The 25,882-nt window shown below is 71.3% G+C and carries 20 protein-coding genes and 1 pseudogene; 8 read left to right on the top strand and 13 right to left on the bottom strand.

Translation table 11 applies throughout. The features are described from left to right. Position 1: 1 nt before the first annotated feature. From FBY22_RS09510 to FBY22_RS09480, 7 genes and pseudogenes are all read right to left on the bottom strand, one after another. Positions 2-2,505: pseudogene (locus tag FBY22_RS09510) on the bottom strand (carbohydrate-binding protein). A gap of 218 nt (positions 2,506-2,723) precedes the next feature. Continuing rightward, complete coding sequence (locus FBY22_RS09505; protein ID WP_142144099.1) at positions 2,724-3,722, bottom strand: sugar phosphate isomerase/epimerase; 999 nt, start codon at positions 3,720-3,722, stop codon at positions 2,724-2,726. Positions 3,723-3,737: 15 nt separating this feature from the next. After that, positions 3,738-4,946 (bottom strand): Gfo/Idh/MocA family protein, encoded by a 1,209-nt coding sequence (locus tag FBY22_RS09500; protein ID WP_142144097.1) that lies wholly within the window; start codon positions 4,944-4,946, stop codon positions 3,738-3,740. A gap of 68 nt (positions 4,947-5,014) precedes the next feature. Then, positions 5,015-6,055 (bottom strand): substrate-binding domain-containing protein, encoded by a 1,041-nt coding sequence (locus FBY22_RS09495; protein ID WP_142144095.1) that lies wholly within the window; start codon positions 6,053-6,055, stop codon positions 5,015-5,017. A 17-nt stretch (positions 6,056-6,072) separates the two neighbouring features. Further along, a complete protein-coding gene (locus FBY22_RS09490; protein ID WP_142144093.1) occupies positions 6,073-7,092 on the bottom strand; it encodes an ABC transporter permease in 1,020 nt (339 codons plus the stop codon). After that, on the bottom strand, positions 7,089-8,606 hold the full coding sequence (locus tag FBY22_RS09485; protein WP_142144091.1) for a sugar ABC transporter ATP-binding protein: 1,518 nt from the start codon (positions 8,604-8,606) through the stop codon (positions 7,089-7,091). Before FBY22_RS09485 ends, FBY22_RS09490 begins: the two co-directional genes overlap by 4 nt. Positions 8,607-8,832: 226 nt before the next feature. Further along, the gene (locus FBY22_RS09480; protein ID WP_142144089.1) at positions 8,833-10,014 is read right to left on the bottom strand and encodes an ROK family transcriptional regulator; all 1,182 of its coding nucleotides are present in this window, start codon (positions 10,012-10,014) and stop codon (positions 8,833-8,835) included. Between the two features lie 217 nt (positions 10,015-10,231). On the opposite strand from FBY22_RS09480, the gene FBY22_RS09475 reads away from it, so the two are divergent. Then, a complete protein-coding gene (locus FBY22_RS09475) occupies positions 10,232-11,407 on the top strand; it encodes a low temperature requirement protein A (protein ID WP_142144087.1) in 1,176 nt (391 codons plus the stop codon). Between the two features lie 34 nt (positions 11,408-11,441). On the opposite strand, the gene FBY22_RS09470 is transcribed toward FBY22_RS09475, so the two are convergent. The 4 genes from FBY22_RS09470 to FBY22_RS09460 all read right to left on the bottom strand — a co-directional run bounded on the left by FBY22_RS09470 (position 11,442) and on the right by FBY22_RS09460 (position 14,806). Continuing rightward, a complete protein-coding gene (locus FBY22_RS09470; protein WP_142144085.1) occupies positions 11,442-12,116 on the bottom strand; it encodes a GntR family transcriptional regulator in 675 nt (224 codons plus the stop codon). 142 nt (positions 12,117-12,258) lie between these two features. Then, on the bottom strand, positions 12,259-13,197 hold the full coding sequence (locus FBY22_RS09465; RefSeq protein WP_142144083.1) for a beta-ketoacyl-ACP synthase III: 939 nt from the start codon (positions 13,195-13,197) through the stop codon (positions 12,259-12,261). Positions 13,198-13,368: 171 nt separating this feature from the next. Next, positions 13,369-13,503, bottom strand: a complete 135-nt coding sequence (locus FBY22_RS44755; RefSeq protein ID WP_260844764.1) for a hypothetical protein — start codon at positions 13,501-13,503, stop codon at positions 13,369-13,371. Next, entirely contained in the window at positions 13,472-14,806 is a 1,335-nt protein-coding gene (locus FBY22_RS09460; RefSeq protein ID WP_142144081.1) for an OFA family MFS transporter, read from the bottom strand. Before FBY22_RS09460 ends, FBY22_RS44755 begins: the two co-directional genes overlap by 32 nt. A gap of 249 nt (positions 14,807-15,055) precedes the next feature. Here FBY22_RS09460 and FBY22_RS09455 point away from each other — a divergent pair, with 249 nt between their 5' ends. The 5 genes from FBY22_RS09455 to fdhD are packed head-to-tail and all read left to right on the top strand — an operon-like array spanning position 15,056 to position 21,541. Further along, entirely contained in the window at positions 15,056-16,027 is a 972-nt protein-coding gene (locus FBY22_RS09455; RefSeq protein WP_142144079.1) for a 2-dehydropantoate 2-reductase, read from the top strand. Between the two features lie 52 nt (positions 16,028-16,079). After that, complete coding sequence (locus FBY22_RS09450) at positions 16,080-18,005, top strand: molybdopterin oxidoreductase family protein (RefSeq protein ID WP_142144077.1); 1,926 nt, start codon at positions 16,080-16,082, stop codon at positions 18,003-18,005. A 5-nt stretch (positions 18,006-18,010) separates the two neighbouring features. After that, complete coding sequence (locus tag FBY22_RS09445) at positions 18,011-19,828, top strand: NADH-ubiquinone oxidoreductase-F iron-sulfur binding region domain-containing protein (RefSeq protein WP_142147481.1); 1,818 nt, start codon at positions 18,011-18,013, stop codon at positions 19,826-19,828. Beyond that, positions 19,825-20,685: a 2Fe-2S iron-sulfur cluster-binding protein gene (locus tag FBY22_RS09440; protein WP_142144075.1), complete on the top strand. Its 861-nt coding sequence runs from the start codon at positions 19,825-19,827 to the stop codon at positions 20,683-20,685. The genes FBY22_RS09445 and FBY22_RS09440 overlap by 4 nt, the downstream gene beginning before the upstream one ends. A 7-nt stretch (positions 20,686-20,692) precedes the next feature. Then, positions 20,693-21,541, top strand: coding sequence for a formate dehydrogenase accessory sulfurtransferase FdhD (gene fdhD, locus FBY22_RS09435; protein ID WP_142144074.1), 849 nt, complete (start codon positions 20,693-20,695; stop codon positions 21,539-21,541). A gap of 332 nt (positions 21,542-21,873) precedes the next feature. On the opposite strand, the gene FBY22_RS09430 is transcribed toward fdhD, so the two are convergent. Both FBY22_RS09430 and FBY22_RS09425 read right to left on the bottom strand, forming a co-directional pair. Further along, on the bottom strand, positions 21,874-22,401 hold the full coding sequence (locus FBY22_RS09430) for an isochorismatase family protein (protein WP_142144072.1): 528 nt from the start codon (positions 22,399-22,401) through the stop codon (positions 21,874-21,876). Between the two features lie 19 nt (positions 22,402-22,420). Next, positions 22,421-22,858 (bottom strand): MarR family winged helix-turn-helix transcriptional regulator, encoded by a 438-nt coding sequence (locus FBY22_RS09425; protein ID WP_142144070.1) that lies wholly within the window; start codon positions 22,856-22,858, stop codon positions 22,421-22,423. 110 nt (positions 22,859-22,968) lie between these two features. On the opposite strand from FBY22_RS09425, the gene FBY22_RS09420 reads away from it, so the two are divergent. Together FBY22_RS09420 and FBY22_RS09415 are read left to right on the top strand one after the other, a co-directional pair. Beyond that, entirely contained in the window at positions 22,969-23,886 is a 918-nt protein-coding gene (locus FBY22_RS09420) for a zinc-binding dehydrogenase (RefSeq protein WP_142144068.1), read from the top strand. A 124-nt stretch (positions 23,887-24,010) separates the two neighbouring features. Continuing rightward, the gene (locus FBY22_RS09415; RefSeq protein WP_142144066.1) at positions 24,011-25,879 is read left to right on the top strand and encodes a sialidase family protein; all 1,869 of its coding nucleotides are present in this window, start codon (positions 24,011-24,013) and stop codon (positions 25,877-25,879) included. Positions 25,880-25,882 lie beyond the last annotated feature (3 nt).

The following is a 25,882-nucleotide window of genomic DNA, read 5'->3' as shown; positions in this document are numbered from 1 at the left end:
CTCAGCCGGCGGTGAAGGTGAAGTCGTCCACGTCGAACAGCGCGCCGGAGCCGCCCTTGAAGACGAGGTAGAGCGTGGTCGTGCCAATGGGTGCGCGGGACAGGTCGGCGCTGACGTCCTGGAATGTGTCCCAGCCGCCGGTGACGGGGACGGTCGCCTTGCCCAGCAGGGTGCCGGTCGGCGAGCCGGCGCGGATCTCGAGCGTGCCGCCCGCGCGGCCGGAGGAGACCCGTGCGGTGATCTTCTGGGCGTTGTTCAGGACGTACGGCGTGAAGGAGATCCAGTCGCCGTTGTCGATGTCGCCGACCGTCCTGCCGCCGTGCGCGGTGTCCTTGGTGACGACGGTGACGCCGGAGCCGTTGCCGAAGTGTTCGGCCTGGCGGTGCCGGGGCTGCAGGACGTTGCGGTCGTGGGAGGTGAGCGGGGCCTGTCCGCCGCCGCCGTTGTCGGTGTACTCGGCGTCGAGGACGCCGAAGATGTTGGCGTTCTCGTCGTGGCCGCCGTCGGCGGTGGTCCGCAGGGTGCCGGTGCAGCCGTTCGCCGAGGTGATGGGGTGGCCGTGGGTGTCGTGGCCGAGGACGAAGGTGACTTTGACCTTGGCGCAGTCGATGTTCTTGCCGTCTTCCGGGTCGGTGACCCTCACCTTGAACGGGATGGCGTCACCGAAGCTGAACAGCTGTCCGTCCTTGGGGAGTTCCACGGTCACCTTGGGCGCGGTGTTGCCGACCACGATCTGCACGCTCGCGCTTCCGGTGCGGCCGGTCGGGTCCTCGGCGGTCAGGGTCGCGGTGTAGGTGCCGTTCTTCCGGTAGGTGTGCGAGGGGTCGGCCGCCGTCGACGTGCCGCCGTCGCCGAAGTCCCAGCGGTATGTGACCGCGTCGCCGTCCTGGTCGGAGGTGCCCGCGGACGAGAACCGCACCTTCAGCGGCGCCTGCCCGGACGTCCTGCTCGCCGTTGCCTGTGCCACCGGGGAGTGGCCGTCGGTCGCGTTCTCGATGCGGTAGAGGCCGGAGTTGTCGTCGCCGCCGAACCACGCGGTGCCGTAGTCGAGGACATACAGCGCGCCGTCGGGGCCGAAGGCCATGTCCATCACCTGGGTGCCGGTCCAGGGGACGGGGTTGATGGACTGCACGGTGCCGTTCGCGTCGCTGACGATCCGCTTGATCCATCGGCGGCCGAACTCCCCGGCGAAGAAGTTCCCGTCGTAGGCCTCGGGGAACTTGACGGGTGAGTCGAGCGAGGCGTCGTAGTGGTAGACCGGGCCGCCCATCGGCGACTCCGAGCCGTCGCCGAACTCGGGTACGGACGGGCCGTCGTACGGGATCCAGGCGGGCTGGGCCGGGGGCAGGTCCGTGAGGCCGGTGTTGTGGGGGGAGTTGTTCTTCGGCGCGGCGCAGTCGAAGGACGCTCCGGACGCCTTGGTCGCGAAGTCGTAGTCGACGTAGGCGTCATTGGCGCCGGTGCAGTACGGCCAGCCGAAGTTGCCGGGGCCGGTCACCCGCGCGAACTCGACCTGGCCGGCCGGTCCGCGGGCGGGGTCGGCGGCGCCCGCGTCGGGGCCGTAGTCGCCGACGTAGAGGATGCCGGTCTTCTTGTCGACGCTGAAGCGGAAGGGGTTGCGGAAGCCCATGGCGTAGATCTCGGGCCGGGTCCTGTCCGTGCCGAGTGCGAAGAGGTTGCCGTCGGGGACGGTGTACGAGCCGTCGGCGGCGACCTTGATGCGCAGGATCTTGCCGCGCAGGTCGTTGGTGTTGCCAGCCGAACGCTGGGCGTCGAAGGCGGGTTGCGGTCGGCGCGCTCGTCGATGGGCGTGTAGCCGTCGGACTGGAAGGGGTTGGTGTCGTCGCCCGTGGACAGGTACAGGTTGCCCGCCGCGTCGAAGTCGATGTCACCGCCGACGTGGCAGCACAGGCCCCGGGACGCGGGGATGTCGATGACCTTCTTCTCGCTGGCGGTGTCGAGGGTGCCGTCCGCCTTCAGGACGAAGCGGGAGAGGCGGTTGACGCCGTCGAAGGGCGCGAAGTCGGCCGCGGTGCCGGACTCCGGGGCGTCGCCGACCGGGGTGTTCAACGGGGGTGCGTAGTAGAGGTAGATGGCCCGGTTGGTGGCGAAGTCGGGGTCCACGCCGACGCCTTGGAGGCCTTCCTCGTCGTGGGAGTAGACGTCCAGCTCGCCGATCAGCCGGGTGTTGCCCGCGGCGTCGGTGAGGCGGAGTTCGCCGTCGCGGGAGGTGTGCAGGACCGAGCGGTCGGGGAGGACGGCGAGCGACATGGGCTCGCCGACCTCCGCCTCGCCCTTGGCGAGGGTGACCTGCTGGAAGTCCTCCGCCGCCGCTGCGGCGCGAGCGTCGTCCGGGCCGGCGACGGCTGCGCCGGCCTCGGGGGTGGTCAGGGTGAGCGACGCTCCGGCGAGGAGCGCGCCGCCGAGGAGGGCGACGGCTCTGCGCAGGCGTCGTCTGTGGGTCTCGATTCTGCCGGTGCCGGTGGTGCGGTCGTTCCCGTGCACGGATGCCTCCAGTAAGGGGCCGGTTGTACGGGCGGGTGCGTACGCCGGGATGCGCCGTCATCCCGGAGTTGCCAACAGGTGGTCGTGCGGCTCTCGGCGGACCTGGTGAAGTCCGCCACGGTTCGGTGGCGCCCCGAAAGGGCGCGGGGGACTGCGCGACCGGCCGCGACGGCGCCGCGGACGAGCGACGGCACATCGCGGCACTTGGAGCGGAGCGCCTAGTTGCCGAAGGCCGCGTCGAAGGAGGCCGACGGCGGCTCGAAGTCATAGGCCTTCAGGCGGGTCAGCGCCTCGGGGGCGCCCTGGAGCCGGTCCATGCCGGCGTCCTCCCACTCGACCGAGACGGGGCCCTGGTAGTCGATGGACCTCAGCATGCGGAAGACGTCCTCCCAGGGCACGTCACCGTGGCCGGCGGACACGAAGTCCCAGCCTCGGCGCGGGTCGCCCCACGGCAGGTGGGAGCCGAGGCGGCCGTTGCGGCCGTCGAGGCGCTTGCGGGCCTCCTTGCAGTCGACGTGGTAGATCCGGTCGCGGAAGTCCCACAGGAACCCGACGGGGTCCAGGTCCTGCCAGACGAAGTGGGACGGGTCGAAGTTGAGGCCGAAGGCGGCCCGCCCGTCTACCGCCGCCAGGGCGCGGTGCGTGGTCCAGTAGTCGTAGGCGATCTCGCTCGGGTGGACCTCGTGCGCGAACCGCACGCCCTCCTGGTCGAAGACGTCGAGGATCGGGTTCCAGCGTTCGGCGAAGTCGTCGTAACCGCGTTCGATCATCGACTCGGGCGCGGGCGGGAACATGGCGACCAGGTGCCAGATCGCGGAGCCGGTGAAGCCGATGACGGTGTCGACGCCGAATGCGGCCGCGGCCCGTGCCGTGTCCTTCATCCGGTTCGCGGCACGCCGCCGGACGCCTTCCGGATCGCCGTCGCCCCACACCTCGGTGGGCAGGATGGCCCGGTGGCGCTCGTCGATGATGGCGTCGCAGACGGCCTGCCCGGTCAGGTGGTTGGAGACGGCCCAGCACTTCAGGCCGTATTTGTCGAGCAGTTGCCTGCGGGAGTCGATGTAGGCGGGATCGCCGAGTGCCTTGTCGACCTCGAAGTGGTCGCCCCAGCAGGCGAGTTCGAGGCCGTCGTAGCCGAAGTCGCGGGCGAGTCGGCAGACTTCTTCGAGGGGCAGGTCGGCCCACTGGCCGGTGAAGAGCGTGAACTGTCGCGGCATGTCTTCGAGCCCTCCTCAGACGGTTATGGGCGTGTAGACGGAGTTCTTCTCGGCGCTCTCCTCCACCGCCGCCAGCACGCGCTGGACCTGCAGCCCGTCGGCGAAGGAGGGTTCGGGACGCCGGCCCTCGGCGATCGCGTGGACGAGGTCGCGGGCCTGGTGGACGAAGGTGTGCTCGTAGCCGAGGCCGTGGCCCGGCGGCCACCAGGCCTCCAGGTAGGGGTGGTCGGGTTCGGTGACGAGGATGCGGCGGAAGCCGGCACGCGTCCCGGGTTCGGTGCCGTCGTGGTAGGCCAGCTCGTTGAGGCGTTCCAGGTCGAAGGCCAACGAGCCCTTCTCGCCGTTGAGTTCGATGCGCAGGGCGTTCTTGCGGCCGGTGGCGTAGCGGGTCGCCTCGAAGGAGGCGAGGGCGCCGGAGGCGAGGCGGCCGGTGAACAGGGCGGCGTCGTCGACGGTGACCGTGCCGGTGCCGGAGGAGGACACGGCGGACAGGCCGCTGGTGGCTGCTGTCGGCAGGGGCCGCTGTCGTACGAAGGTCTCCGTCAGGGCCGACACCCCGGCCAGCCGCTCCCCCGCCAGGTACTGGGCGAGGTCGACGATGTGGGCGCCCAGGTCGCCCAGCGAGCCGGAGCCTGCCGCCTCCCTGCGCAGGCGCCAGGTGAGGGGGAACCCCGGGTCGACGAGCCAGTCCTGGAGATAGGTGACCCGGACGTGGCGCAGGGTGCCGATCCTGCCCTCGGCCACCATGCCGCGGGCGAGGGTGGTGGCGGGCAGCCGCCGGTAGTTGAAGCCCACCATCGACAACTGACCGCGTTCGTAGGCCGCTTCGGCCGCCTCGGTCATCGCCGAGGCCTCCTCGACGGTGTTCGCGAGCGGCTTCTCGCACAGCACGTGCTTGCCTGCGGCGAGGGCGGCGAGGGCGATCTCGGCGTGACTGTCGCCGGGGGTGCAGATGTCGACGAGGTCGATGTCGTCCCGGGCGATCAGGGCCCGCCAGTCGGTCTCGGCCGCGGCCCAGCCGTGCCGGTCGGCGGCCCGGCGCACCGCGTCGGCGTCGCGCCCGCAGATCGCCGACAGGACCGGGCGGCGCGGCAGGTCGAAGACGTGTCCCGCCGTGCGCCAGCCCTGGGAATGGGCGGCGCCCATGAAGGCGTAGCCGACCATGCCGACGCGCAGCGGCGGTTTCGCTGCCTCCGCTCCGTCCGGCTGCTGGGGCTGTCCCATACGGATGTCCTCCTCGTCCTCGTCGTCCTCGTCGTGGTGGCGCCGTGGGGGGTGCGGGGCGGGCCGGGTCAGCGGAAGCCGGTGGGCATGTAGCGGTCGACGTTGTCCTTGTCGACGACGGCCGAGTAGAGGGTGATCGACGCCGGGATCTCGAACTCGGCCATGCCGGTGACGCCCTCGCCCTGGCCGAGGGCGCGGGCCAGGTCGATCGCGGACGCGGCCATCGTCGGCGGGTAGAGGACCGTCGCCTTGAGGACGCCGTCGTCCTGCTTGATGGCCTGGAAGGCGGAGAGCGCGCCCGCGCCGCCGACCATCAGAAAGTCGTCGCGGCCGGCCTGGTCGATGGCGCGCAGCGCGCCGACGCCCTGGTCGTCGTCGTGGTTCCACAGGGCGTCGAAGCTGGACTGCGCCTGCAGGAGCTGGGCCATCTTGGCCTGGCCGGACTCGACCGTGAACTCGGCCGCCTGGCGGGCGACCTTCTTGATGTTGGGGTAGTTCTTCAGTGCGTCGTCGAAGCCCTGGGTGCGCTGCTTGGTCAGCTCCAGGTTGTCCAGGCCGGCCAGTTCGACGACCCTGGCGTTCGACTTCCCCTTGAGCTTCTCGCCGATGTAGGTGCCGGCGTTGAGGCCCATGCCGTAGTTGTCGCCGCCGATCCAGCAACGGTACGCCTGGGGGGAGTTGAAGATCCGGTCGAGGTTGACGACGGGGATGCCGGCCCGCATCGCCTTGAGCCCGGCCTGGGTGAGGGCCTTGCCGTCGGCGGGCAGCACCACCAGGACGTCGACCTTCTTGTTGATGAGGGTCTCGATCTGGCCGATCTGCGCGGCGGTGTCGTTGGAGCCCTCGGTGATCTCCAGGGTGACGTCGGAGTACTTCTTCGCGCGGTTCTTGGCGTTGTCGTTGATGGCGTTGAGCCAGCCGTGGTCGGCCTGCGGCCCGGCGAAGCCGATGGTGACGTGCTTGCCGGGCTTGTCGCCGGCGGCCGACCCGGCGTCGGCGGCCGGACTCTCGTCCTTGGTCTCGTTGCTGGTGCAACCCGCGAGGAGGGCACCGGTGGACACGGCGGCGGCCCCGAAGAGCAGTCCTCTGCGACTGGTGTGCTGTGGCATGGCGGTGAACCCTTTCCTCAGGTCGTGCTCGCGGTACGGCGCTGGACCAGCACGGCGGCGACGATGATCGCGCCCTTGGCGATCTGCTGGACGTCGCTCTGCAGGTTGTTCAGGGCGAAGATGTCCGTGATCGTGGTGAAGATCAGGACGCCGAGCACGGAGCCGGTGATGGTGCCGCGGCCCCCGCTGAGCAGCGTGCCGCCGATGATCGCGGCCGCGATCGAGTCGAGTTCGTAGAGGTTGCCGTTGGTGTTCTGGCCGGAGCCGGACAGGATGATCAGCAGGAAGGCGGCGATGCCGCAGCACAGCCCGGACAGCAGGTACAGGTAGAGGCGCTGGCGGCGCACGTCGATGCCGGCGAGCCGGGCGGCCTCCGCGTTGCCGCCGACCGCGACGGTGCGGCGGCCGAAGGTGGTGCGGTTCAGGATCAGCCAGCCGAGGATCGTCACGACCGCGAACACGAGGACGAGTGGCGGGACGCCGAGCACGTAGGAGTCGCGTTCGCCGAGGTCGAGGATGCCGGTGATGGTGACGATCTGCGTCTTGCCGTCGGTGATCTGCAGCGCGAGACCGCGCGCGGAGGCCAGCATGGCCAGCGTGGCGATGAACGGCACCATGCCGCCGTACGCGATGAGCAGGCCGTTGACCAGGCCGCAGCCCACGCCGACGAGCACCGCGGTGAACAGGACGCCCGCGAAGCCGTACTCCTGGGTGGCGACCGTCGTCGCCCACACCGAGGACAGGGCGACGATCGCGCCGACCGAGAGGTCGATGCCGCCGGAGGTGATGACGAAGGTCATGCCGACGGTGACGACACCGATCACCGAGGCCTGGGTGAGGACGAGTTGGAGGTTGCGGGTGTCGAGGAACTCGTCGGGTTTGGTGACACCGCCGATGAGGACCAGCGCGGCGAGGACACCGAGGAGGGAGAGGGTGCGGACGTCGACCCGGGCCGGCAGACCGCGCCAGGCGGGTGCCCGGCCGGTCGCCGGTGCCTTGCCGGTGTTGTCCCGGGGCGGGGAGGCATGCTGCGTCATGACGCCGGGCTTCCTTCCATGACCAGGTTGAGTACGCGGTGTTCGTCGAGTTCGCGGGCCGGCGCCGTGTGGACGACGCGGCCCTCGCGGAGCACCAGGACGCGGTCGGCGAGGCCGAGCACCTCGGGCACCTCGCTGGAGACCAGCAGCACGGCGAGGCCCTCGTCGGCGAGGCGGCGGACGACCGCGTAGAGCTCGGCGCGGGCACCGACGTCGACGCCCCGGGTCGGTTCGTCGAGCAGCAGGACCCGGCAGCCGCGCAGCAGCCAGCGGGCCAGGACGGCCTTCTGCTGGTTGCCGCCGGAGAGGGTGCGCACCGGCACCGACGGGTTGTCGGGGCGCAGCGACAACTCGCGGGTGGCCGCCCGCGCCGCCCCCGACTCGGACCGGCGGTCGATCCAACCGCCGCGTGAGAAGCGGGACATGGAGGAGACCGAGACGTTGCGGGTGACGGACTCCAGCATCAGCAGGGCCTGCGCCTTGCGTTCCTCTGGGGCGAGCCCGAGGCCGGCGCGGACGGCCGCCCGGACGCTGCCCGGCCTCAACGTCCGTCCGTCGACGCAGACTTGACCGGCGGTGGGTGTGCGGGCGCCGTAGACGGTCTCCAGGATCTCGGAGCGTCCCGAGCCGACGAGCCCGGCCAGACCGACGATCTCGCCGGGGCGTACGTCCAGGTCGAGGGGTGCGAACTCCCCTTCCCTGGCGAGCCCCCGGACCTCCAGCAGGGGCGGTCCGCCGGCGGCCAACGCGGGCCGCTCGGGGAAGACGTACTCGACGTTGCGGCCCGTCATCAGCGCGACCACCTCGCGGGTCGGCGTGGACTTGGCGGGGAGTCCGCCGGCCACCGCCCGGCCGTCCTTGAGCACTGTCACACGGTCGCCGATGCGGCGGATCTCCTCCAGGCGGTGGGAGATGTAGACGACGGCGACCCCGTCGGCGGTCAGGTCGCCGACGATCCGGAAGAGGTTGTCGACCTCGTCGGGGTCGAGGGCGGCGGACGGCTCGTCCATGACGATGAGCCGTACGTCGTGGGAGAGGGCGCGGGCCATCGACACGATCTGCTGCTGGGCGGCGGACAACTCCCCCACCAGGCGGGCGGGATCGATCTCGGGATGCCCGAGCCGCTTCAGAAGCCGTGCGGTCGACGCCTTCGCCGCCTTCTTGCGTACGACGAACCCGGCGGCGGTCGGCTCGTGCCCGAGGTGGACGTTCTCGGCCACCGACAGGTGCTCCACCAGGTCGAGTTCCTGGTAGATGGTGGCGATGCCGAGGCGCATGGCGGCGATCGGCGAGCGGAGGGTGACCGGTTCGCCGCGCCAGCGGATGGTGCCGGTGTCGGGCTGGTGGGCGCCGGCCAGGACCTTGATGAGGGTGGACTTGCCGGCTCCGTTCTGGCCGAGCAGGCAGTGCACCTCAGCGGCCTGGACGTCGAGGTCGACGCCGTCGAGGGCCCGGACCCCGGGGAAGGACTTGGTGATGCCGGACATGCTGAGCAGCGGTGGTTCTGGTGCCATGCGGATCCCCTTGGCGGGCGTACGGGCCGGTTGCAGGGTGCGTTGCGGGCAGGCGGAGTCCGGGGCACGGCGAAGCCGCGCGCCGTACACGCCGAACGATGTGCTGAGCCGGTGCTGCGCGGGCGAGAACGAGTGATCGCTGATGAGCGGTGCTTACGCGGGCGAGAACAGATAGTCGCTGATGAGCGGTGCTTACGCAGGCGAGAACATACGGACGAGCCGGTGCTTACGCGGGCGAGAACAAGTGGTCGCTGATGAGCCGGGCCGCGCCGATGACGCCGGCGGTCGGCCCCAACTCGCCCAGCACGATGGGCAGGTTGCCCGTCGCGAGGGGCAGGGACTGGCGGTAGACCTGGGTGCGGATCGCGGCGAGCAGGGTGTGGCCGAGGCCGGTCACCCCGCCGCCGATCACCACCAGGCCGGGGTTGAAGAAGGAGACCAGGCCGGCGATGACCTGGCCGGTGCGGTTGCCGCCCTCGCGGATCAGATCGAGGGCGGTGGCGTCGCCCGCGGCGGCCGCGGCGGCGACGTCGACGGCGGTCAGGGTGCCGCTCGCCGCGAGCCGGGTGGCGAGTTCCTCCGACAGCCCCTGCCCGGCCGCCTCCACGGCGTCCCGGGCGAGGGCCGCCCCGCTGAAGTGGGCTTCCAGACAGCCCCGGTTGCCGCAGGCGCAGGGGCGGCCGTCGGGCACGGCCTGGATGTGCCCGATGTCGCCCGCGCTGCCGGTGACGCCGCGGTGGACCTCACCGCCGGCGACGATGCCGCAGCCGATGCCGGTGCCGATCTTGACGCAGAGGAAGTCGCCCACGGAGCGCGCGACGCCCGCGTGCATCTCCCCCATCGCCATGAGGTTCACGTCGTTGTCGACCATGACCGGGCAGCCGAGTTCCTGGCTGAGCGCCTCCCGTACCGGGAAGCCGTCCCAGCCCGGCATGATCGGCGGAGCCACCGGTACGCCGTCGGGGAAGCGGACCGGCCCCGGGACGCCGATGCCGGCGCCGTCGAAGCCCTCCGCGAGCCCGGAGGCGCGCAGCTTGGCGGCCATGGACAGGACCTGCTCGAAGACCGCGACCGGGCCCTCGCGCACGTCCATCGGCTGGTTGACGTGTCCGAGGATCTCCAACTCGGCATTGGTGACGGCGACGTCGACCGAGGTCGCGCCGATGTCCACGCCGAGGAACCGCAGGTTCGGATGGAGGCGGACGTTGTGGGAGCGGCGCCCGCCGCGCGAGGCGGCGAGTCCGTCGGCCACGACCAGGCCCGTCTCCAGGAGCCGGTCCACCTCCACGGCCAGCTTGGAGCGCGAGAGGTCGACCTGGTCGCCCAGCTGGGCGCGGGAGTTGGGGCCTCCGTCGCGCAACAGCTTGAGCAGCTTGGCCTGATGGGCGTTGGCGGGTCGTGCCGTCATGCGTCTCACGAGCCCCTCCCCGCCTCAATCGGCCGCCTGTTGTTCGGGCTTTCGAGGGGAACGTAGCAGCGGACGCCGGAACTGAGAAGAAGCCGTGCATGAATTCATCCCTACTTTCTCCACTCTCAGGACAAACAAAGTGGCGGGCCCCCGGCCGCCGGACCGCCTACGATCTGGTCGGCATCGCCGCAGGGGGCCACGGACACAGGGGGACGGCATGGGCAGCGCAGTGGAGGAACCGGGCCGCAGGGTCACGACGTTGGAGCTCTTCTTCGACCTGGTCTTCGTCTTCACCCTCACCCAGCTCACCGTGCTGCTCGCCGGTGATCTGACCTTCGCCACCGCGGGGCGCGTGGCCCTGATCTTCGTGGTGCTGTTCTGGATGTACGGCGCCTACGCCTACCTCACCAACCAGGTGCCGCCGGACCGCCCCTCACGCCGGTTGCTGCTGATGCTGGGCATGGGGGCGTTCCTGGTCTGCGCGCTGGCGATCCCGCGGGTCTTCGACGACACCGGTGTGGTCTTCGGGCTCGGCTTCCTCGCGGTCGTGGTCGTGCACACCGCCCTCTACACCCGCAGCCACGGCCGCGACTCCGTCTGGTACGGCGTCCCGAACGGGCTCGCCGCCCTGTCCGTGACCGCGGCCGGCCTCGTCGACGGCCTGGCGGCGGACGGTCTGTGGGTGCTCGCACTCCTGCTGCAGTTCGTGACGCCGTTCCTGGCCGAGCACGGGCCCGGCCGGGCCGACGGCCGGTCGGCCGACATCATGCGGGCGCAGCTGGGCCGGCTGGACCCGGCGCACTTCGTGGAGCGGCACGGGCTGCTGCTGATCGTGGCTTTCGGCGAGTCCGTCATCGCGATCGGCACCGGAATCGGCGACCTGCCGCTCACCCCGGGGTTGTTCGGCGGGGCGTTCCTCTCGCTGGCGCTGGCGGTCGCGCTGTGGTGGACGTACTTCGTGCGGGACGAGGAGCTCGCCGAGGCCGCGTTCCGGGCGACGCCGGCGCCGAGTCGCTGGCGTCTTGCCATGAACGCCTACTACTACGCCTTCCTGCCGATGCTGCTGGGCATCGCCTACCTGGCCACGGGCGTGAAGAAGACGCTCGGCCATCTCACCGAGCACCTGCACACCGGTCCCGCGCTGGCGCTCGCGGGCGGTGTGGCGCTCTTCCTCGCGGGGGACGTGGCGTTCCGGGCCGTGCTGCGGCTGTACCCGGTCCGCTTCCGGGCGGCCGCCGCCCCGACCGTCCTGGCCGCGGCGCTCATCGGCGTCCACGCGTCGGCGGTCGCCGAACTGCTCGCCCTGGTCGCGGTGTTGGTGGTCATGCTGGCGATCGAGGCACGGACGGCCCCGCGCACGACCGCGGCCCCGGCGGTCACGCCGGTACCGTGACCCCGCCGCACGCGAACGGGCTACCCGGCGGCGGTCACTTGGCGCGCTGATGGTACGAGCGGCGGGTGTGCTCCGTATGCTCCCGCATCAGTTGCGTGGCCCGGTCCTCGTCGCGGTCCGAGACGGCCGCGATCAGTGCGCGGTGCTCGATCCAGGACTGCTGTCCGCGCTGCCGGGCGATCGGCGTGTAGTACCAGCGCACCCGGCGGTCGACCTGGGCGGCCAGTTCGGCGAGGACGGCGTTGCCCGCCAGCTCCATGATCTTCGCGTGGAAGCGGGCGTTCATGGCGACGGCGGCGTCCACGTCGTCCGCGGCCACCGCCTTCTCGCCCTCGGCGCACAGCTCTTCGAGCACCTTGATGCCGGCGCTGCCCGCGTTGGCGGCGGCCAGCCGGGCGGCCTCGGCCTCCAGCAGCGTACGGACGGTGAGGAGCTGGTCCGCCTCGTCCTCGGTCGGCTCGTGCACGAACGCGCCCTGGGCGGGCCGCAGATCGACCCAGCCCTCGGTGTTGAGCCGCTGCAGCGCCTCCCGCACCGGCTGGCGCGACACGCCCAGGTGACCGGCGAGTTCGCTCTCCACCAGGTGCTGGCCGGGCTGGAGGGCGCGGGTGGTGATGAGTTCGAGCAGTGCCTCGTAGACGCGGTCGCGCAGCGGGCCGGGGCGTTCGAGCTTGGGAACCGCACCCTGCGGCAGTCCTGTCGACAACATCGGTCGGTCCCCCTCCTGGGCAGCGCGGGGCAACTGCAGCCGGACAACATCCAGTATGGATTGTCTTTCGTCTACAGTCTACGGCGCACAAGAGTCAGTGGGTTGAGGGATCGACTGCGTCACACCGGCTCGAATCGGCAGGTCACGGGCAGTGGACGACCTGGCCGGCGTACGAAAGGTTTCCGCCGAATCCGAACAGCAGCACCGGATCGCCGGTGGTGACGGCGCCCTGTTCGACGAGCTTGGAGAACGCGAGTGGGATGCTCGCCGCCGAGGTGTTGCCGGAGTCGACGACGTCCCGCGCGACGACGGCGTTGACGGCGCCGATCTTCTCCGCGAGGGGCTCGATGATACGGAGGTTGGCCTGGTGCAGCACCACGGCGGCGAGGTCGGCGGGCTCGAGCCCGGCGCGCTCGCAGGCCTTGCGGGCGATGGGCGGCAACTGGGTGGTGGCCCACCGGTAGACGCTCTGCCCCTCCTGGGCGAACCGCGCGGGCGTGCCCTCGATGCGCACGGCGTGTCCCATCTCGGGCACCGAGCCCCACAGCACGGGCCCGATCCCGGTCTCCTCGGACGCCTCGACGACGGCGGCCCCCGCCCCGTCGCCGACGAGTACGCAGGTGGTGCGGTCGGTCCAGTCGGTGACATCGGTCATCTTGTCGGCGCCGATCACCAGGGCCCGCGCGGACGCGCCCGCGCGCACGGCGTGGTCGGCGGTGGCGAGGGCGTGGGTGAAGCCGGCGCACACGACGTTGACGTCCATCGCGGCGGGCGAGGGGATGCCGAGGCGGGCGGCGACCCGGGCGGCCATGTTGGGCGAGCGGTCGACGGCGGTGGACGTGGCGACCAGCACAAGGTCGATGTCGGCGGGTGCGAGACCGGCGCCGGCGAGCGCCTTGGCGGCGGCGTGCGCGGCGAGTTCGTCGACGGGCTCGTCGGGGCCGGCGATGTGCCGTGTGCGGATGCCGACCCGGGACGTGATCCACTCGTCGCTGGTGTCGACCATGCCCGCCAGGTCCTCGTTCGTGAGCACCCTGGCGGGCTGGTAATGGCCGACGGCGGCGATGCGCGAGCCGTTCATAGGGTGGTCCCCCTCGTGCCGTGGGTTGCGGGATCCACCAGTCTGATCAGTGACTCACGGGTACGGCGGCACGTAAGGCGACAGGAAACGGGCGCCCGGGTTGTCGGATTCTGTCATCGTCCCAAGGGGAGAAAAGGGACGCCCGAGCACTTCTCCAGGAGTTACCCCCCGTCACCCGGTGAAGAGCTTCGTCGCCTTCTGCACCAGCTCGTACAGCCCGTAGGCCAGCGGCGCCCCGACCCACAGCCAGGCGAAGGCGATGAGCGGGCGCCGGTCAGGCGGACTCTGGCTGCTGTCGTTCGACATCGAGGGCCTCCTCCCGCGGGGCGGGGACGTGGTGGCGGGCATGGACGGGCCGGACGAACTCGTTGGCGACGAAGCCGATGACGAGCAGCCCGATCATGATCATGAAGGACAGGCTGTACAGGCTCGCGCCGCTCTTGCCGGCCTCCTTCTGGTGGTCGGCGATCCAGTTCACGATCAGCGGCCCGAGCACTCCGGCCGTGGACCAGGCGGTGAGCAGCCGGCCGTGGATGGCGCCGACCTGGTAGGTCCCGAAGAGATCCTTCAGATAGGCGGGGACGGTCGCGAAGCCGCCGCCGTAGAAGGACAGGATCACCATCGCGCACAGAACGAACAGCGGCTTGGAGGAGTCGCCGAACAGGGCGAGGAGCGCGTACATCACCGCGCCGACACCGAGGTAGACGCGGTAGATGTTCTTGCGGCCGATCAGGTCGGAGGTGGACGACCAGCCGATGCGGCCCGCCATGTTGGCGGCCGACAACAGGGCGACGAAGCCCGCCGCGGCCGACACCGACACCGGGGTCGAGGTGTCCGCGAAGAAGTCCGTGATCATCGGGGCGGCCTTCTCCAGGATGCCGATGCCGGCGGTCACGTTCATGCAGAGCACGACCCACAGGCACCAGAACTGCGGGGTGCGCAGGGCGCTGCCGGCGGAGACCTGCGGGCCCTGGAGGGCGCTCGGGGCCCCTTCGACCGGCCTGTCGGTGCGCGGGACCCGTACCAGCAGGACCCCGAGCGACATGAAGACGGCGTACGTCAGTCCGTGTACGAGGAACGCCAGCGCGATCCCGGAGCTGTCGGTGCCGAACGACTGGAGCATCTGCGTCGACCAGGGCGAGGCGATCAGCGCGCCGCCGCCGAAGCCCATGATGGCGATGCCGGTGGCCATGCCCGGCCGGTCGGGGAACCACTTGATCAGGGTGGAGACGGGGGAGATGTAGCCGATGCCCAGACCGATGCCGCCGACGAAGCCGTAGCCGAGGACGATCAGCCAGTACTGCTCGGTGGCCGCGCCGAGGGCGGAGATCAGGAAGCCGGAGGAGAAGCAGACCAGGGCCACCGTCATCGCCCAGCGCGGCCCGTTGCGTTCGACCAGTGTGCCGCCGAAGGCGGCGGACAGACCGAGCATCACGATGGCGAGCTGGAAGGGCAGCGCGCTCTCGGTGCCGCTCAGACCCAGCGCGGCCTCCAGGGGCGGCTTGAACACGCTCCAGGCGTAGGCCTGGCCGATGGAGAGATGGACGGAGAGTGCGGCGGGGGGAACCAGCCAGCGGCTCCAGCCGGCCGGTGCGACAGGGGGACTCATGATCCCGAACCGTAGGCACCGGCAAGGTAGTTGAAAAGGCAACGCGTCGGCCGTATGCGATGAGCGGTATGCGACGCGCGCCGAACGGTCGGGCCGATCGGGCCGAATCGACATCCACGCACGGCGGGTTCCGGTGCTGCGCGAAGTCTTGTCGCCCTCATCTCCATACTGTAGACAATATTCAGTCGACAGAGGTCGGCAGTGCGCTCATCTCCGCGGTATCCCTCGACCGAACGGAGCTCCCTCGTCATGAAAGTCGCAGTCCTGGGCGCCGGTGCGATCGGCGCCTACGTCGGAGCCGCGCTGCACCGCGCGGGCGCCGACGTCCATCTCATCGCCCGTGGACCGCACTTGGCGGCCATGAGGCAGCACGGAGTCCGGGTCCTCTCCCCGCGCGGCGACTTCACCGCGCACGCCCACGCCACCGACGACCCGACGCAAGTCGGCCCGGTCGACTACGTCTTCCTGGGCCTGAAGGCCAACTCGTACGCGGCGTGCGGGCCGCTGATCGAGCCCTTGCTGCACGAGACCACGGCGGTGGTGGCCGCCCAGAACGGCATCCCCTGGTGGTACTTCCACCGGCACGGCGGCCCCCACGACGGCCACCGCGTCGAGAGCGTGGACCCGGACGGCGCGGTCAGTGCGGTGCTCGCGCCCGAACGAGCAGTCGGATGCGTCGTCTACGCGGCGACCGAACTGGAAGAACCCGGTGTCGTACGGCACTTGGAAGGCACCCGGTTCTCCGTCGGCGAGCCCGACCGGAGTGTGTCCAGGCGCTGCGCGGACTTCAGCGAGGCAATGGTCGCCGGCGGCCTGAAGTGCCCGGTGGAGCCCGACCTGCGCAACGACATCTGGCTCAAGCTGCTCGGCAACATCTCGTTCAACCCGATCAGCGCCCTGGCCCGAGCCACCATGCGCCAGATGTGCCTGCACGGCGGCACCCGCAAGGTCATCGAGACGATGATGGCCGAGACGCTCGCGGTCGCCGAGGCCCTCGGCTGCGAGGTCGGCGTCTCCATCGAACGCCGGCTGGCCGGCGCCGAGCGCGTCGGCGACCACCGCACCTCCACGCTCCAGGACCTGGAGCGCGGCAAGCCGCTCGAACTCGACGTACTCCTGGCGGCCGTCGTCGAGTTGGCGGAGATCACCGGCGTCCAGGTGCCCACCCTGCGCACCGTGCACGCCATCTCGGACCTGCTCGCACTGAGGATCGCCGCATGAGGAGCGCCGTACGAGGAGTGCTGTACGAGGAACGCCGTATGAGGAGTGCCGTATGAGCAAACGCGACCGGACCAAGAAGACCTACACCCGGCTCACCCACCCCCTGGTCCGCGACTCCCGCGACGAGCCCTTCCGGCGGGCGAGCTGGCAGGAGGCCCTGGACCGGGCGGCCCGCGGCCTTGAACTGGGCCGCGGCGCGTTCGGCATGTTCTCCTGCGCCCGGGCCACCAACGAGATGAACTACGTGGCGCAGAAGTTCGCACGGGTCGTCATGGGCACGAACAACGTCGACTCCTGCAACCGCACCTGCCACGCCCCCAGCGTCGCCGGTCTCTCCGCCGCCTTCGGCTCGGGCGGCGGGACGTCGAGTTACGAGGAGATCGAGCACACCGACGTCATCGTGATGTGGGGCTCCAACGCCCGCTTCGCGCATCCGATCTTCTTCCAGCACGTGCTGAAGGGGATCAGGAACGGCGCCCCGATGTACGCCGTCGATCCGCGCCGCACCTCCACCGCCGAATGGGCGGAGAGCTGGCTCGGCCTCAACGTCGGCACCGACATTCCCATGGCGCACGCCATCGGCCGCGAGATCATCCACGCGGGCCTGGCCAACGAGGGGTTCATCGAGCGGGCGACGACCGGCTTCGAGGAGTACCGGGCCCTCGTCGAGCCGTGGACGCTGTCCCTTGCCGAGAAGGTGACGGGCGTACCGGCCCGCGCCATACGGGAGTTGGCGCACGCCTACGCCCGCGCCGAGCGCGCCCAGCTGTGCTGGACCCTCGGCATCACTGAGCACCACAACGGCACCGCCAACGTCCGCGCGCTCATCAACCTCTCCCTGCTGACCGGTCAAGTGGGGCGGTACGGCGCCGGATTGCAGCCGTTGCGGGGCCAGAACAACGTGCAGGGCGGCGGCGACATGGGCGCGATCCCCAACCGCCTGCCCGGCTTCCAGGACATCCTCGATCCCGGCACCCGGCTGAAGTTCGAGTCGGCCTGGGACACCGTCATCCAGCCGCACTACGGACTGAACCTGACAGAGATGTTCGAGGCCATGGAGGAGGGCACCCTCAAGGCCGTCTACTGCATCGGGGAGAACCCGGCGCAGTCGGAGGCCGACAGCGAGCAGGCCGTACGGCGCCTGCGGCAGCTCGACTTCCTCGTCGTACAGGACATCTTCCTGACGAAGACGGCCGAACTGGCGGACGTCGTCCTGCCCGCGACCGCCGGCTGGGCTGAGACCGAGGGCACGACCACCAACAGCGAGCGGCGGGTCCAGCGCGTCCGCCGGGCGGTCACCCCGCCCGGCGAGGCCCGCGAGGACATCGACATCATCTGCGAACTCGCCGCACGCCTCGGCCACGACTGGAAGTACGCCGACGCCGAGACCGTGTGGAACGAACTGCGCTCGGTCTCGCCGGACCACTACGGGATGACGTACGAACGCCTGGAGGAACACCAGGGCATCCAGTGGCCGTGCCCCGGCACCGAAGCACTCGAACCCACCTACCTGCACGGCCGGTTGTGGGAGAAGGACCCGGCCAGGCGCGGCCTGCCCGCACCCTTCGGGATCGTGCGGCACGATCCGCCGGTCGACCTCACCGACGAGCGGTACCCGATCCGGCTGACCACCGGACGGCGCCTGGACTCCTACAACACCGGTGTACAGAGCGGCGGTTTCGCCTCCCCCTTGCGGCGCGGCGAGTACGTCGAGCTGTCCCCGGAGGACGCCGAGCACTACGGCGTCGTGGTCGGCGAGGAGGTGCAGGTGTCCTCGCGGCGCGGTTCCGTCGTGGCCCCCGTCTGGGTCGACCCGGCGCTGCGCCCCGGCCTCGCCTTCATGACCATGCACTTCCCCGACGACGTGGACACCAACCGGCTGACGATCGAGGCCAACTGCCCGATCGCCGGGACGGCGGAGTTCAAGGCGTCGGCGATCCGGATCGAGAAGCTCCCCGTCGCGACCATCGTGAGGTGACGCAAGTGGACCTGCACTTCGGCGACAGCAAGCCGACGGACGACGAACGGGCCGCTGTCGACGCCCTGTTGGGCCCGCCCGAGTCCTCCTGGGAGGGCGCCGACCGGTCCGACGCCGACCTGAGGTGGGCGCGGGGCGGCCGCGAGGCCAGGGACCGACGCGAGATGCTGCTGCCGGGGCTGCACGCGATCAACGACCGGATCGGCTGGATCAGCGACGGCGCCCTCGACTACCTGTGCCGTCGGCTGACCGTGCCGCCGGCGGAGGCGTACGGCGTCGCCACGTTCTACGCGATGTTCTCCGTCAGGCCGCGCCCGGCCACCGTGCTGCACGTCTGCACCGACCTGGCCTGCGCGGCGGCCGGGGCGTCCGAGCTGTGCGCGGGCGTCGAGGCCCGGCTCGGCCACGGTGCCTCGGTGCAGCGCAGCCCCTGTCTGGGCCTGTGCGAACGCGCCCCGGCCGCCCTCGCCGTCCGTGCGGGCGACCCCGTGCGTACGGCGGTGTCGGCGCCGGCGACGGTCGAGGCGGCCGTTCTCGCCGCGGGCTCCCCGGACTCCGCCCCCGAGGAACCGCCTGCCGCGATGGCCGTGCCACAGGCCGGCGACCCGGCACTCACACTGCTCCGCAGGGTGGGCGTCGTCGACCCGTGCTCCCTGGACGACTACCGCGCCCACGGCGGCTACACCGCCCTGCGCCGGGCCTTCGGGCTCGGACCCGCCGGAGTCATCCGCGAGGTCACCGACTCCGGCCTGGTCGGGCGCGGCGGCGCCGCCTTCCCCACCGGCCGCAAGTGGCAGGCCACGGCGTCCCAGCCCGACCACCCCCACTACCTGGTCTGCAACGCCGACGAGTCCGAGCCGGGCACCTTCAAGGACCGCGTCCTGATGGAGGGCGACCCGTACGCGCTCGTCGAGGCGATGACCGTCGCCGGCTACGCGGTCGGCGCGCACCGCGGATACCTGTACCTGCGCGGCGAGTACCCCCGCGCGCTGCGGCGGCTGGAGCACGCCGTCGCGCAGGCACGCGCGCGGGGCTTCCTCGGCGACGACGTCCTCGGCCAGGGCTACGCCTTCGACATCGAGATCCGGCGCGGCGCGGGGGCCTACATCTGCGGCGAGGAGACGGCCCTGTTCAACTCCATCGAGGGCTACCGGGGCGAACCGCGCTCCAAGCCGCCGTTCCCCGTGGAGAAGGGCCTGTTCGGCAAACCGACGGTGGAGAACAACGTCGAGACCCTCGTCAACGTCCTGCCGATCCTGACCATGGGCGCCCCCGCCTACGCGGCGATCGGCACGGACAGATCCACCGGTCCCAAGCTGTTCTGCGTCTCGGGCGGCGTCGACCGGCCGGGGATCTACGAGCTGCCGTTCGGGGCGACGCTGGGCGAGGTCCTCGCCCTGGCCGGGGTCCGCGAGAATCTGCGGGCGGTGCTGCTCGGCGGCGCGGCCGGCGGCTTCGTACGGCCCGACGAGCTGGACATCCCGCTCACCTTCGAAGGCACCCGGGAGGCGGGCACCACCCTCGGTTCGGGGGTCGTCATGGCCTTCGACGACACCGTCCCGCTGCCCCGGCTGCTGCTGCGCATCGCCGAGTTCTTCCGCGACGAGTCCTGCGGGCAGTGCGTGCCCTGCCGGGTCGGGACCGTACGGCAGGAGGAGGCCCTGCACCGGATCGTGCGGCGCACCGGGGCCGCCGCCGCCGATGACATCGCGCTGCTCAGGGAGGTCGGCCGCGCCATGCGGGACGCCTCGATCTGCGGTCTCGGGCAGACCGCGTGGAACGCCGTGGAATCCGCCATCGACCGTCTGGGGGCGTACGAATGACCGTGACATCGCTGGGGATCCCGCGCCGGCTGCTGGAGTTCACCATCGACGGACAGGCGGTCCGGATGCCCGAGGGCTCGACCGTCCTCGACGCCTGCCGGGCCGCCGGGAAGGACATCCCGACCCTCTGCCAGGGCGACACCCTGCGGCCCAAGAACGCCTGCCGGGTCTGTGTGGTCGAGGTGGAGGGCTCCAGGACCCTCGTACCGGCCTGCTCGCGCCGGGCCGAGCCCGGGATGGAGGTGCGCACCGACACCGAGCGCGCCCGGCACAGCCGCAAGATCGTCCTGGAGCTGCTCGCCTCGTCGGTCGACTTGTCGACCACTCCACAGGTCGCCGCATGGATCAAGGAGTACGAGGCGAAACCGGACCGGTTCGGCCCGGACACCGCCCGGCTGAACGAGGAACCGAAGATCGACAACGACCTGTACGTGCGCGACTACGACAAGTGCATCCTCTGCTACAAGTGCGTCGACGCCTGCGGCGACCAGTGGCAGAACACCTTCGCGATCTCCGTCTCCGGCCGCGGGTTCGACGCCCGGATCTCCGTCGAGCAGGACGCCCCGCTCACCGACTCCGCCTGCGTGTACTGCGGCAACTGCATCGAGGTCTGCCCCACCGGGGCACTGTCGTTCAAGTCGGAGTTCGACATGCGGGCCGCGGGTACCTGGGACGAGACCAGACAGACCGAGACGACCACCGTGTGCGCCTACTGCGGAGTGGGCTGCAACCTCACGCTCCATGTGCAGGACAATGAGATCGTGAAGGTCACCTCCCCGCACGACAACCCGGTGACCCACGGCAACCTCTGCATCAAGGGCCGCTTCGGCTACCAGCACGTACAGAACCGGGACTGAGGCACACATGGGACGAGTCACGGAACGACGCAAGGTGCTCCGCATCCGCGACGGGGCGGTCTCGTCCCGCCCGGACACGCTGGTCGCCGAGGAACCGCTGGAGATCCGGCTGAACGGCAAACCGCTCGCCATCACCATGCGCACCCCGGGCGACGACTTCGCGCTGGCCGCGGGATTCCTGGTCAGCGAGGGCGTGCTCGCCGAGCAGGACGACCTGCAGAACATCGTGTACTGCGCGGGCGCCACCGTCGACGGCTCGAACACGTACAACGTGGTGGACGTGCGGACCGCCCCGGGCGTCGCCATCCCCGACATCACCCTCGAACGGAACGTCTACACCACCTCTTCCTGCGGCCTGTGCGGCAAGGCGAGCCTCGACGCCGTACGCACCACGGCCCGCTGGCCGATAGCCGACACTCCCCCGGTCCGGGTCGACCCCGAGCTGCTCGCGAGCCTCCCCGACCGGCTGCGCGCTGCCCAACGGGTCTTCGACCGGACCGGGGGCCTGCACGCGGCCGCCCTCTTCGGCGAAGGCGGGGAACTGCTGGACGTACGGGAGGACGTGGGCCGGCACAACGCGGTCGACAAGCTCGTCGGCCGCGCCCTGCAGAACGGGGACCTGCCCCTGTCCCGGACCATCCTGCTGGTCTCCGGACGGGCCTCCTTCGAGCTGGCGCAGAAGGCCGTGATGGCCGGGATCCCGGTACTGGCCGCGGTCTCGGCACCGTCCTCGCTGGCCGTGGACCTGGCCGCGGAGACCGGACTGACCCTCGTGGGCTTCCTGCGGGGCAGCTCCATGAACGTGTACGCGGGCGAGGACCGCATCGCCCTGCGGACCGCGGCCGCCCAGGGGTGACCGCCTCCCCGCGGCACGGCGGCGGGACCCCGACCGGCGGAAAGCGCCCCCTGCGCCTCCGGGGTCCCGCTGGCTCCTCTTTTTGCTGCGTTCGCCTCCGGGGGCGCTTTGTGCCGGTGTCGAGAGCGCGAACGTGCTCGGCGCTGCGCGCCTCCGCGCGTTCGCGCTCTCGACACCGGCGCGCACCCTGCGGCTCTCTCCGCGGCCGGCGCGTGGGTGCCGTGCGCGTTGGTGGGCTCCTGCCGTCTGTCCAGCAGTGAGTACCGGCGCCTGGGTGCGGTGGGCGTTGGTGGCTCCTGCCCTCTGCCCGGCCGTGAGTACCGGCGCCCGGGTCAGCCGGCGACGAAGCGCACCTGCGCCGTCGTCACCACCGTCCCCAGGCGGGGGAAGTCCAGTCGTACCGAGGCCTCGTGCTCGGCGGACGTGAAGGCTGCCATGGCGTCCTCGACGAAGATCAGGTCGTAGCCGAGGTCGCCGGCGGCGCGGGCGGTGGACTCCACGCCGAGATTGGTGGCGATGCCGCCGAAGACGAGCGCGCGTACGCCGCGTTCGCGCAGGAGGTCGTCCAGGCCCGTGCCCTGGAAGCCGCCGATGGTCCGCTTCACCACCTCCAGGTCGCCCTCCCGGGCGAGGCCCGCGACCAGACCGCTGCCGGGCGGCTGTTCGGCGACGCCGGGGCGTTCGACGCGGATGAGGACGACGGGAGCGCCCGCCGAGCGGAAGGCTTTCGCCAACTCCTCTGCTGCGGACAGGACTTCGGTGCCCTTGCGGGGCTCCAGGGGCAGCGCGACGATCCGGTCCATCAGATCGACGAGGACGAGGGCGCTGCGCGCGGGGTCGAGGGCGAGGGGTGGGGTCATGACGGAACGTTATCCGTCGTCAGCCCTCCGTACCGGAAATCCGGATCAACAGGGCCAGGAAGCGGTCACGCTCAGCCGCCGTGAGGGGCGCGAGCAGCTCGTCGTTGGCCGCCCGTGCGGCCTGCTCGCAGCGTTCCAGCAGCCGCGCGCCCGGCACGGTGAGGGACACGGCGTTCTTGCGGCGGTCCCGGGGGTCCGGTTCGCGGACGACGAGGCCGGCGGCCTGGAGGTCGTTGAGGACGCCGACGAGGTCCTTCGGGTCGAGCCGCACGCCGCGGCCGAGGTCGGCCTGGGCGACGGGCGCGAGGTCGCGGACGGCGGAGAGCACCACGTGGTGCCACATCTTCAGCCCCTCGGCGGCCAGCGCCTCGGCCACCAGGGCGCGCCCCCGGTCGGCGGCGCGGCCGAGCAACCAGCTGGGCAGGGAGCGGATCGCGGCGAGCGGGGCTTCGGGCATGGGGGAAGTCTAGGCCGAAAGCCGTTGGGATTCCCAACGGGATCGGATATCGTTGGGGCTCCCAACGATAACTGTCATTGTCAGGCGTTCCGACGACCCCTGGAGGTGCGATGCGCCGCGTCCGCCACGAGTCCACCGGCGGCCCCCTGTTCCTGGAGGAGACCGAGGTTCCGGAGCCCGGCCCCGGCGAGCTCCTCGTCCGGTGCGAGGCGGTCGGCGTCACCCTTCCGGTCGTCCGCAAGGTCACCGAGGCCGCCGAGCCCATCCCGCTGGGCGGTGAGATCGCCGGCGAGGTGGTGGCCGTCGGCGAGGGGGTAGGCCGCTTCCGTGCCGGCGACCGGGTGACCGGGCTCGTCTTCGGGCACGGCTCCGCGGACTTCGCGCTGTTGCAGGAGGTCATGGCCTCGCCGGTGCCGGACGTCGCGTCCGCCGTCGACGCCGTCGCCCTGGTCCGCAGCGGCCTGGTCGCGCTCGGGGCCCTGGAGGCGGCCCGCCCCGAGCCGGGTGAGGCGGCGCTGGTCACGGCCGCCGCGAGCGGGGTGGGCCATCTGGCCGTGCAACTGGCGCGGACGCGGGGCGCGGGCCGGGTCGTCGGGGCCGTGTCCGACAAGGGAAAGGGTGACTTCGTGCGCTCCCTCGGCGCCGATGACGTGATCCGCTACGACGACGAGAGCTGGGGCGAGCCCGTCGACTACGTCCTCGACGCGGTGGGCGGGGAGCTGCTCGGTCCGGCGGTGGCCGCGCTGGCTCCCGGTGGGCGGCTGGTGGCGTACAGCTCGGGCGGCGGGACCGTCCGGGCGTACGACCTGCTCGTGGGCGCCAAGTCGGTGATCGGCTTCCAGATGGCGCGGATCGCGCGCGGGAAGCCGGAGTTGTACAAGCGGTGGCGGCAGGAGCTGTGGCGGCTGTTCGCGGAGGGTGCGGTGAAGCCCGTCGTACACGGGGAGTTCGCGTTGGAGGACGCTGCGAAGGCCCATGCGGTGATCGAGTCGCGCAGCAACCTCGGGAAGGTGGTCCTGCGGCCCTGACAGCAAGTGGCCGCACGCTTCTTGTGGCTCCTCTCAGACCACAACTAGCCTTTGCGACACGGACATTGGACGTCGGATGTCCGGATGTCCGGTCGTAAGGACCTCTGAAGGGCAGGTTCGCACCATGCCGTCACGTCTTCGCACCCGTCTGAGAGCCGTCGGCATCGGGCTCGTCGCCGCCGCGGTCCTCGCTGTCCTCCCGGCTCCCGCCGCACGCGCTCAAGCAGCCTCTGTCGCGGCCGAGTTCGAGCAACAGGTGCTGTTCAAGGCCGCCCAGGACCCCGGCTACGCCTGCTTCCGGATACCGGCCGTCGTGCGGACGAACGCCGGCACGCTGCTCGCGTTCGCCGAGGGACGACGGCTGAACTGCGGGGACGCCGCGGACATCGACATCGTGCTCAAGCGCTCCACGGACGGTGGGCGCACCTGGGGCCCGCTGCGCGTCGTCACCGCGGGCGCCGGTGACACGCACGGCAATCCGGCGCCGGTCGTGGACCGGCAGACGGGTCGCGTGCTGCTGGCCGAGACGTACAACACCGGCCGCACGGACGGCGCGAGTTGCTCGGTGCCGTGCGACCGGACCCCGCATCTGCAGTACAGCGACGACGACGGCCTGACCTGGTCGGCGCCGCGTGACCTGAGCGACGAGATCCTGCCCGCCGACTGGAACTCCTGGTACGCCACCGGGCCCGTGCACGGCATCCAGCTCACCCGCGGCAGGCACCCGGGCCGACTCGTCTTCGGGGTCAACACCGAGACCTGGGACGGCAGTAGGGTCACCGCCAACCACGCGGCACTGATCGTCAGCGACGACGGCGGCGACCACTGGCGGGCCGGTGCCACGGACTCCTGGCCGATCGCGGACGACGGCACCTTCCGGCAGAAGCCCTCCGAGCTCACCCTCGCCGAGCGCACCGACGGCTCGGTCCTGGTCAGCGGGCGCGAACAGGACGGCACCGACCTCGGCCACCGCAGCCAGGCCGTCAGCCGGGACGGCGGCGACAGCTTCGCCGGCCCCTTCCGCGACCTCCCCGACCTCTACGCACCCCAGGTCCAGGGCTCGATGCTGCGCCTGGGCGACCGCATCCTGCTGGCCTGCCCGGGCGACCCGGACCGGCGCCGGACCATGATGATCCGCTCCTCCTACGACGGCGGCCGCACCTGGGACAGCGTGGACCGCGGCACGGTCGTGACGACGGACTGGTCCGGCTACTCCGACCTGGTGCGGATCGACCGGGACACCGTGGGGCTGATGTACGAGGGCGGGGCGGTGGACGCGCGCGACGAGATCGGCTTCGCCCGCTTCACCGAGGACTGGCTGCGGCCGCGGCGCGGCCCCGACCCCACCACCTCCGACCTGGCCCGGCACGCGCGTCCGGCGGCCGTGCTCGGCGGGCCCGCGCGGACGAAGGGCGTCCTCGGCGGTGCGCTGGAGTTCGACGGCGCCGACGACGCCGTACGCCTGCCCTACAGCGACCGGCTGCCGCTCAGGACCAAGGACTTCACCGCCTCGCTGTGGTTCCGCTACACCGCCACTACCGGCGAGCAGCCGCTGTTGTGGATGGGCGGCATCGGCCCCACCCAGCCGCAGGTGTGGCTGCGCGGTGAGCCCGCGAACGACCGCATCCAGGGACTGATCACGGTGCGCGACGGGGCAGCCGCCCCGCGGTCGGTGTCCGTGCGCACCACCGGCGCCCACAACGACGGCCAGTGGCACCGGCTGGCGCTGCGCCGCGGCGGCGGGCGGCTGACGCTGTTCGTCGACGGCACGGCCATCGGCGCCGCCGACGTGCCGGGCTCGGTCAGCCGCAACTCCCCGTTCGGCGTGCACATCGGCCGGCGTATGGACAGCCGTGCCTTCTTCACCGGCGCGATCGACGACGTCCATGTGTGGGACCGGGCCCTGAGCGACGAGGAGATCACCGGGCGGGACGCGCCCTTGAAGGACACCGTCCTGTGGCTGCCCATGGACCGGGTGAGCGACAGCCACTAACGT

The organism is Streptomyces sp. SLBN-31 (genome assembly GCF_006715395.1).
Classification (GTDB): domain Bacteria; phylum Actinomycetota; class Actinomycetes; order Streptomycetales; family Streptomycetaceae; genus Streptomyces.
The sequence above is the reverse complement of the archived record's forward strand: the minus strand, read 5'-3'. Positions and strand labels throughout refer to the sequence as shown.

Bases quoted from the DNA above. Each gene is read 5' to 3' on its own strand.
- FBY22_RS09415 (WP_142144066.1), top strand. From the start codon at position 24,011: ATGCCGTCACGTCTTCGCACCCGTCTGAGAGCCGTCGGCATCGGGCTC.
- FBY22_RS09470 (WP_142144085.1), bottom strand. From the start codon at position 12,116: ATGTTGTCGACAGGACTGCCGCAGGGTGCGGTTCCCAAGCTCGAACGC.
- fdhD (WP_142144074.1), top strand. From the start codon at position 20,693: ATGGGACGAGTCACGGAACGACGCAAGGTGCTCCGCATCCGCGACGGG.
- FBY22_RS09475 (WP_142144087.1), top strand. From the start codon at position 10,232: ATGGGCAGCGCAGTGGAGGAACCGGGCCGCAGGGTCACGACGTTGGAG.
- FBY22_RS09500 (WP_142144097.1), bottom strand. From the start codon at position 4,946: ATGGGACAGCCCCAGCAGCCGGACGGAGCGGAGGCAGCGAAACCGCCG.
- FBY22_RS09450 (WP_142144077.1), top strand. From the start codon at position 16,080: ATGAGCAAACGCGACCGGACCAAGAAGACCTACACCCGGCTCACCCAC.
- FBY22_RS09495 (WP_142144095.1), bottom strand. From the start codon at position 6,055: ATGCCACAGCACACCAGTCGCAGAGGACTGCTCTTCGGGGCCGCCGCC.
- FBY22_RS09485 (WP_142144091.1), bottom strand. From the start codon at position 8,606: ATGGCACCAGAACCACCGCTGCTCAGCATGTCCGGCATCACCAAGTCC.
- FBY22_RS09440 (WP_142144075.1), top strand. From the start codon at position 19,825: ATGACCGTGACATCGCTGGGGATCCCGCGCCGGCTGCTGGAGTTCACC.
- FBY22_RS09430 (WP_142144072.1), bottom strand. From the start codon at position 22,401: ATGACCCCACCCCTCGCCCTCGACCCCGCGCGCAGCGCCCTCGTCCTC.
- FBY22_RS44755 (WP_260844764.1), bottom strand. From the start codon at position 13,503: ATGTCGAACGACAGCAGCCAGAGTCCGCCTGACCGGCGCCCGCTCATC.
- FBY22_RS09425 (WP_142144070.1), bottom strand. From the start codon at position 22,858: ATGCCCGAAGCCCCGCTCGCCGCGATCCGCTCCCTGCCCAGCTGGTTG.
- FBY22_RS09420 (WP_142144068.1), top strand. From the start codon at position 22,969: ATGCGCCGCGTCCGCCACGAGTCCACCGGCGGCCCCCTGTTCCTGGAG.
- FBY22_RS09505 (WP_142144099.1), bottom strand. From the start codon at position 3,722: ATGCCGCGACAGTTCACGCTCTTCACCGGCCAGTGGGCCGACCTGCCC.
- FBY22_RS09480 (WP_142144089.1), bottom strand. From the start codon at position 10,014: ATGACGGCACGACCCGCCAACGCCCATCAGGCCAAGCTGCTCAAGCTG.
- FBY22_RS09490 (WP_142144093.1), bottom strand. From the start codon at position 7,092: ATGACGCAGCATGCCTCCCCGCCCCGGGACAACACCGGCAAGGCACCG.
- FBY22_RS09460 (WP_142144081.1), bottom strand. From the start codon at position 14,806: ATGAGTCCCCCTGTCGCACCGGCCGGCTGGAGCCGCTGGCTGGTTCCC.
- FBY22_RS09455 (WP_142144079.1), top strand. From the start codon at position 15,056: ATGAAAGTCGCAGTCCTGGGCGCCGGTGCGATCGGCGCCTACGTCGGA.
- FBY22_RS09465 (WP_142144083.1), bottom strand. From the start codon at position 13,197: ATGAACGGCTCGCGCATCGCCGCCGTCGGCCATTACCAGCCCGCCAGG.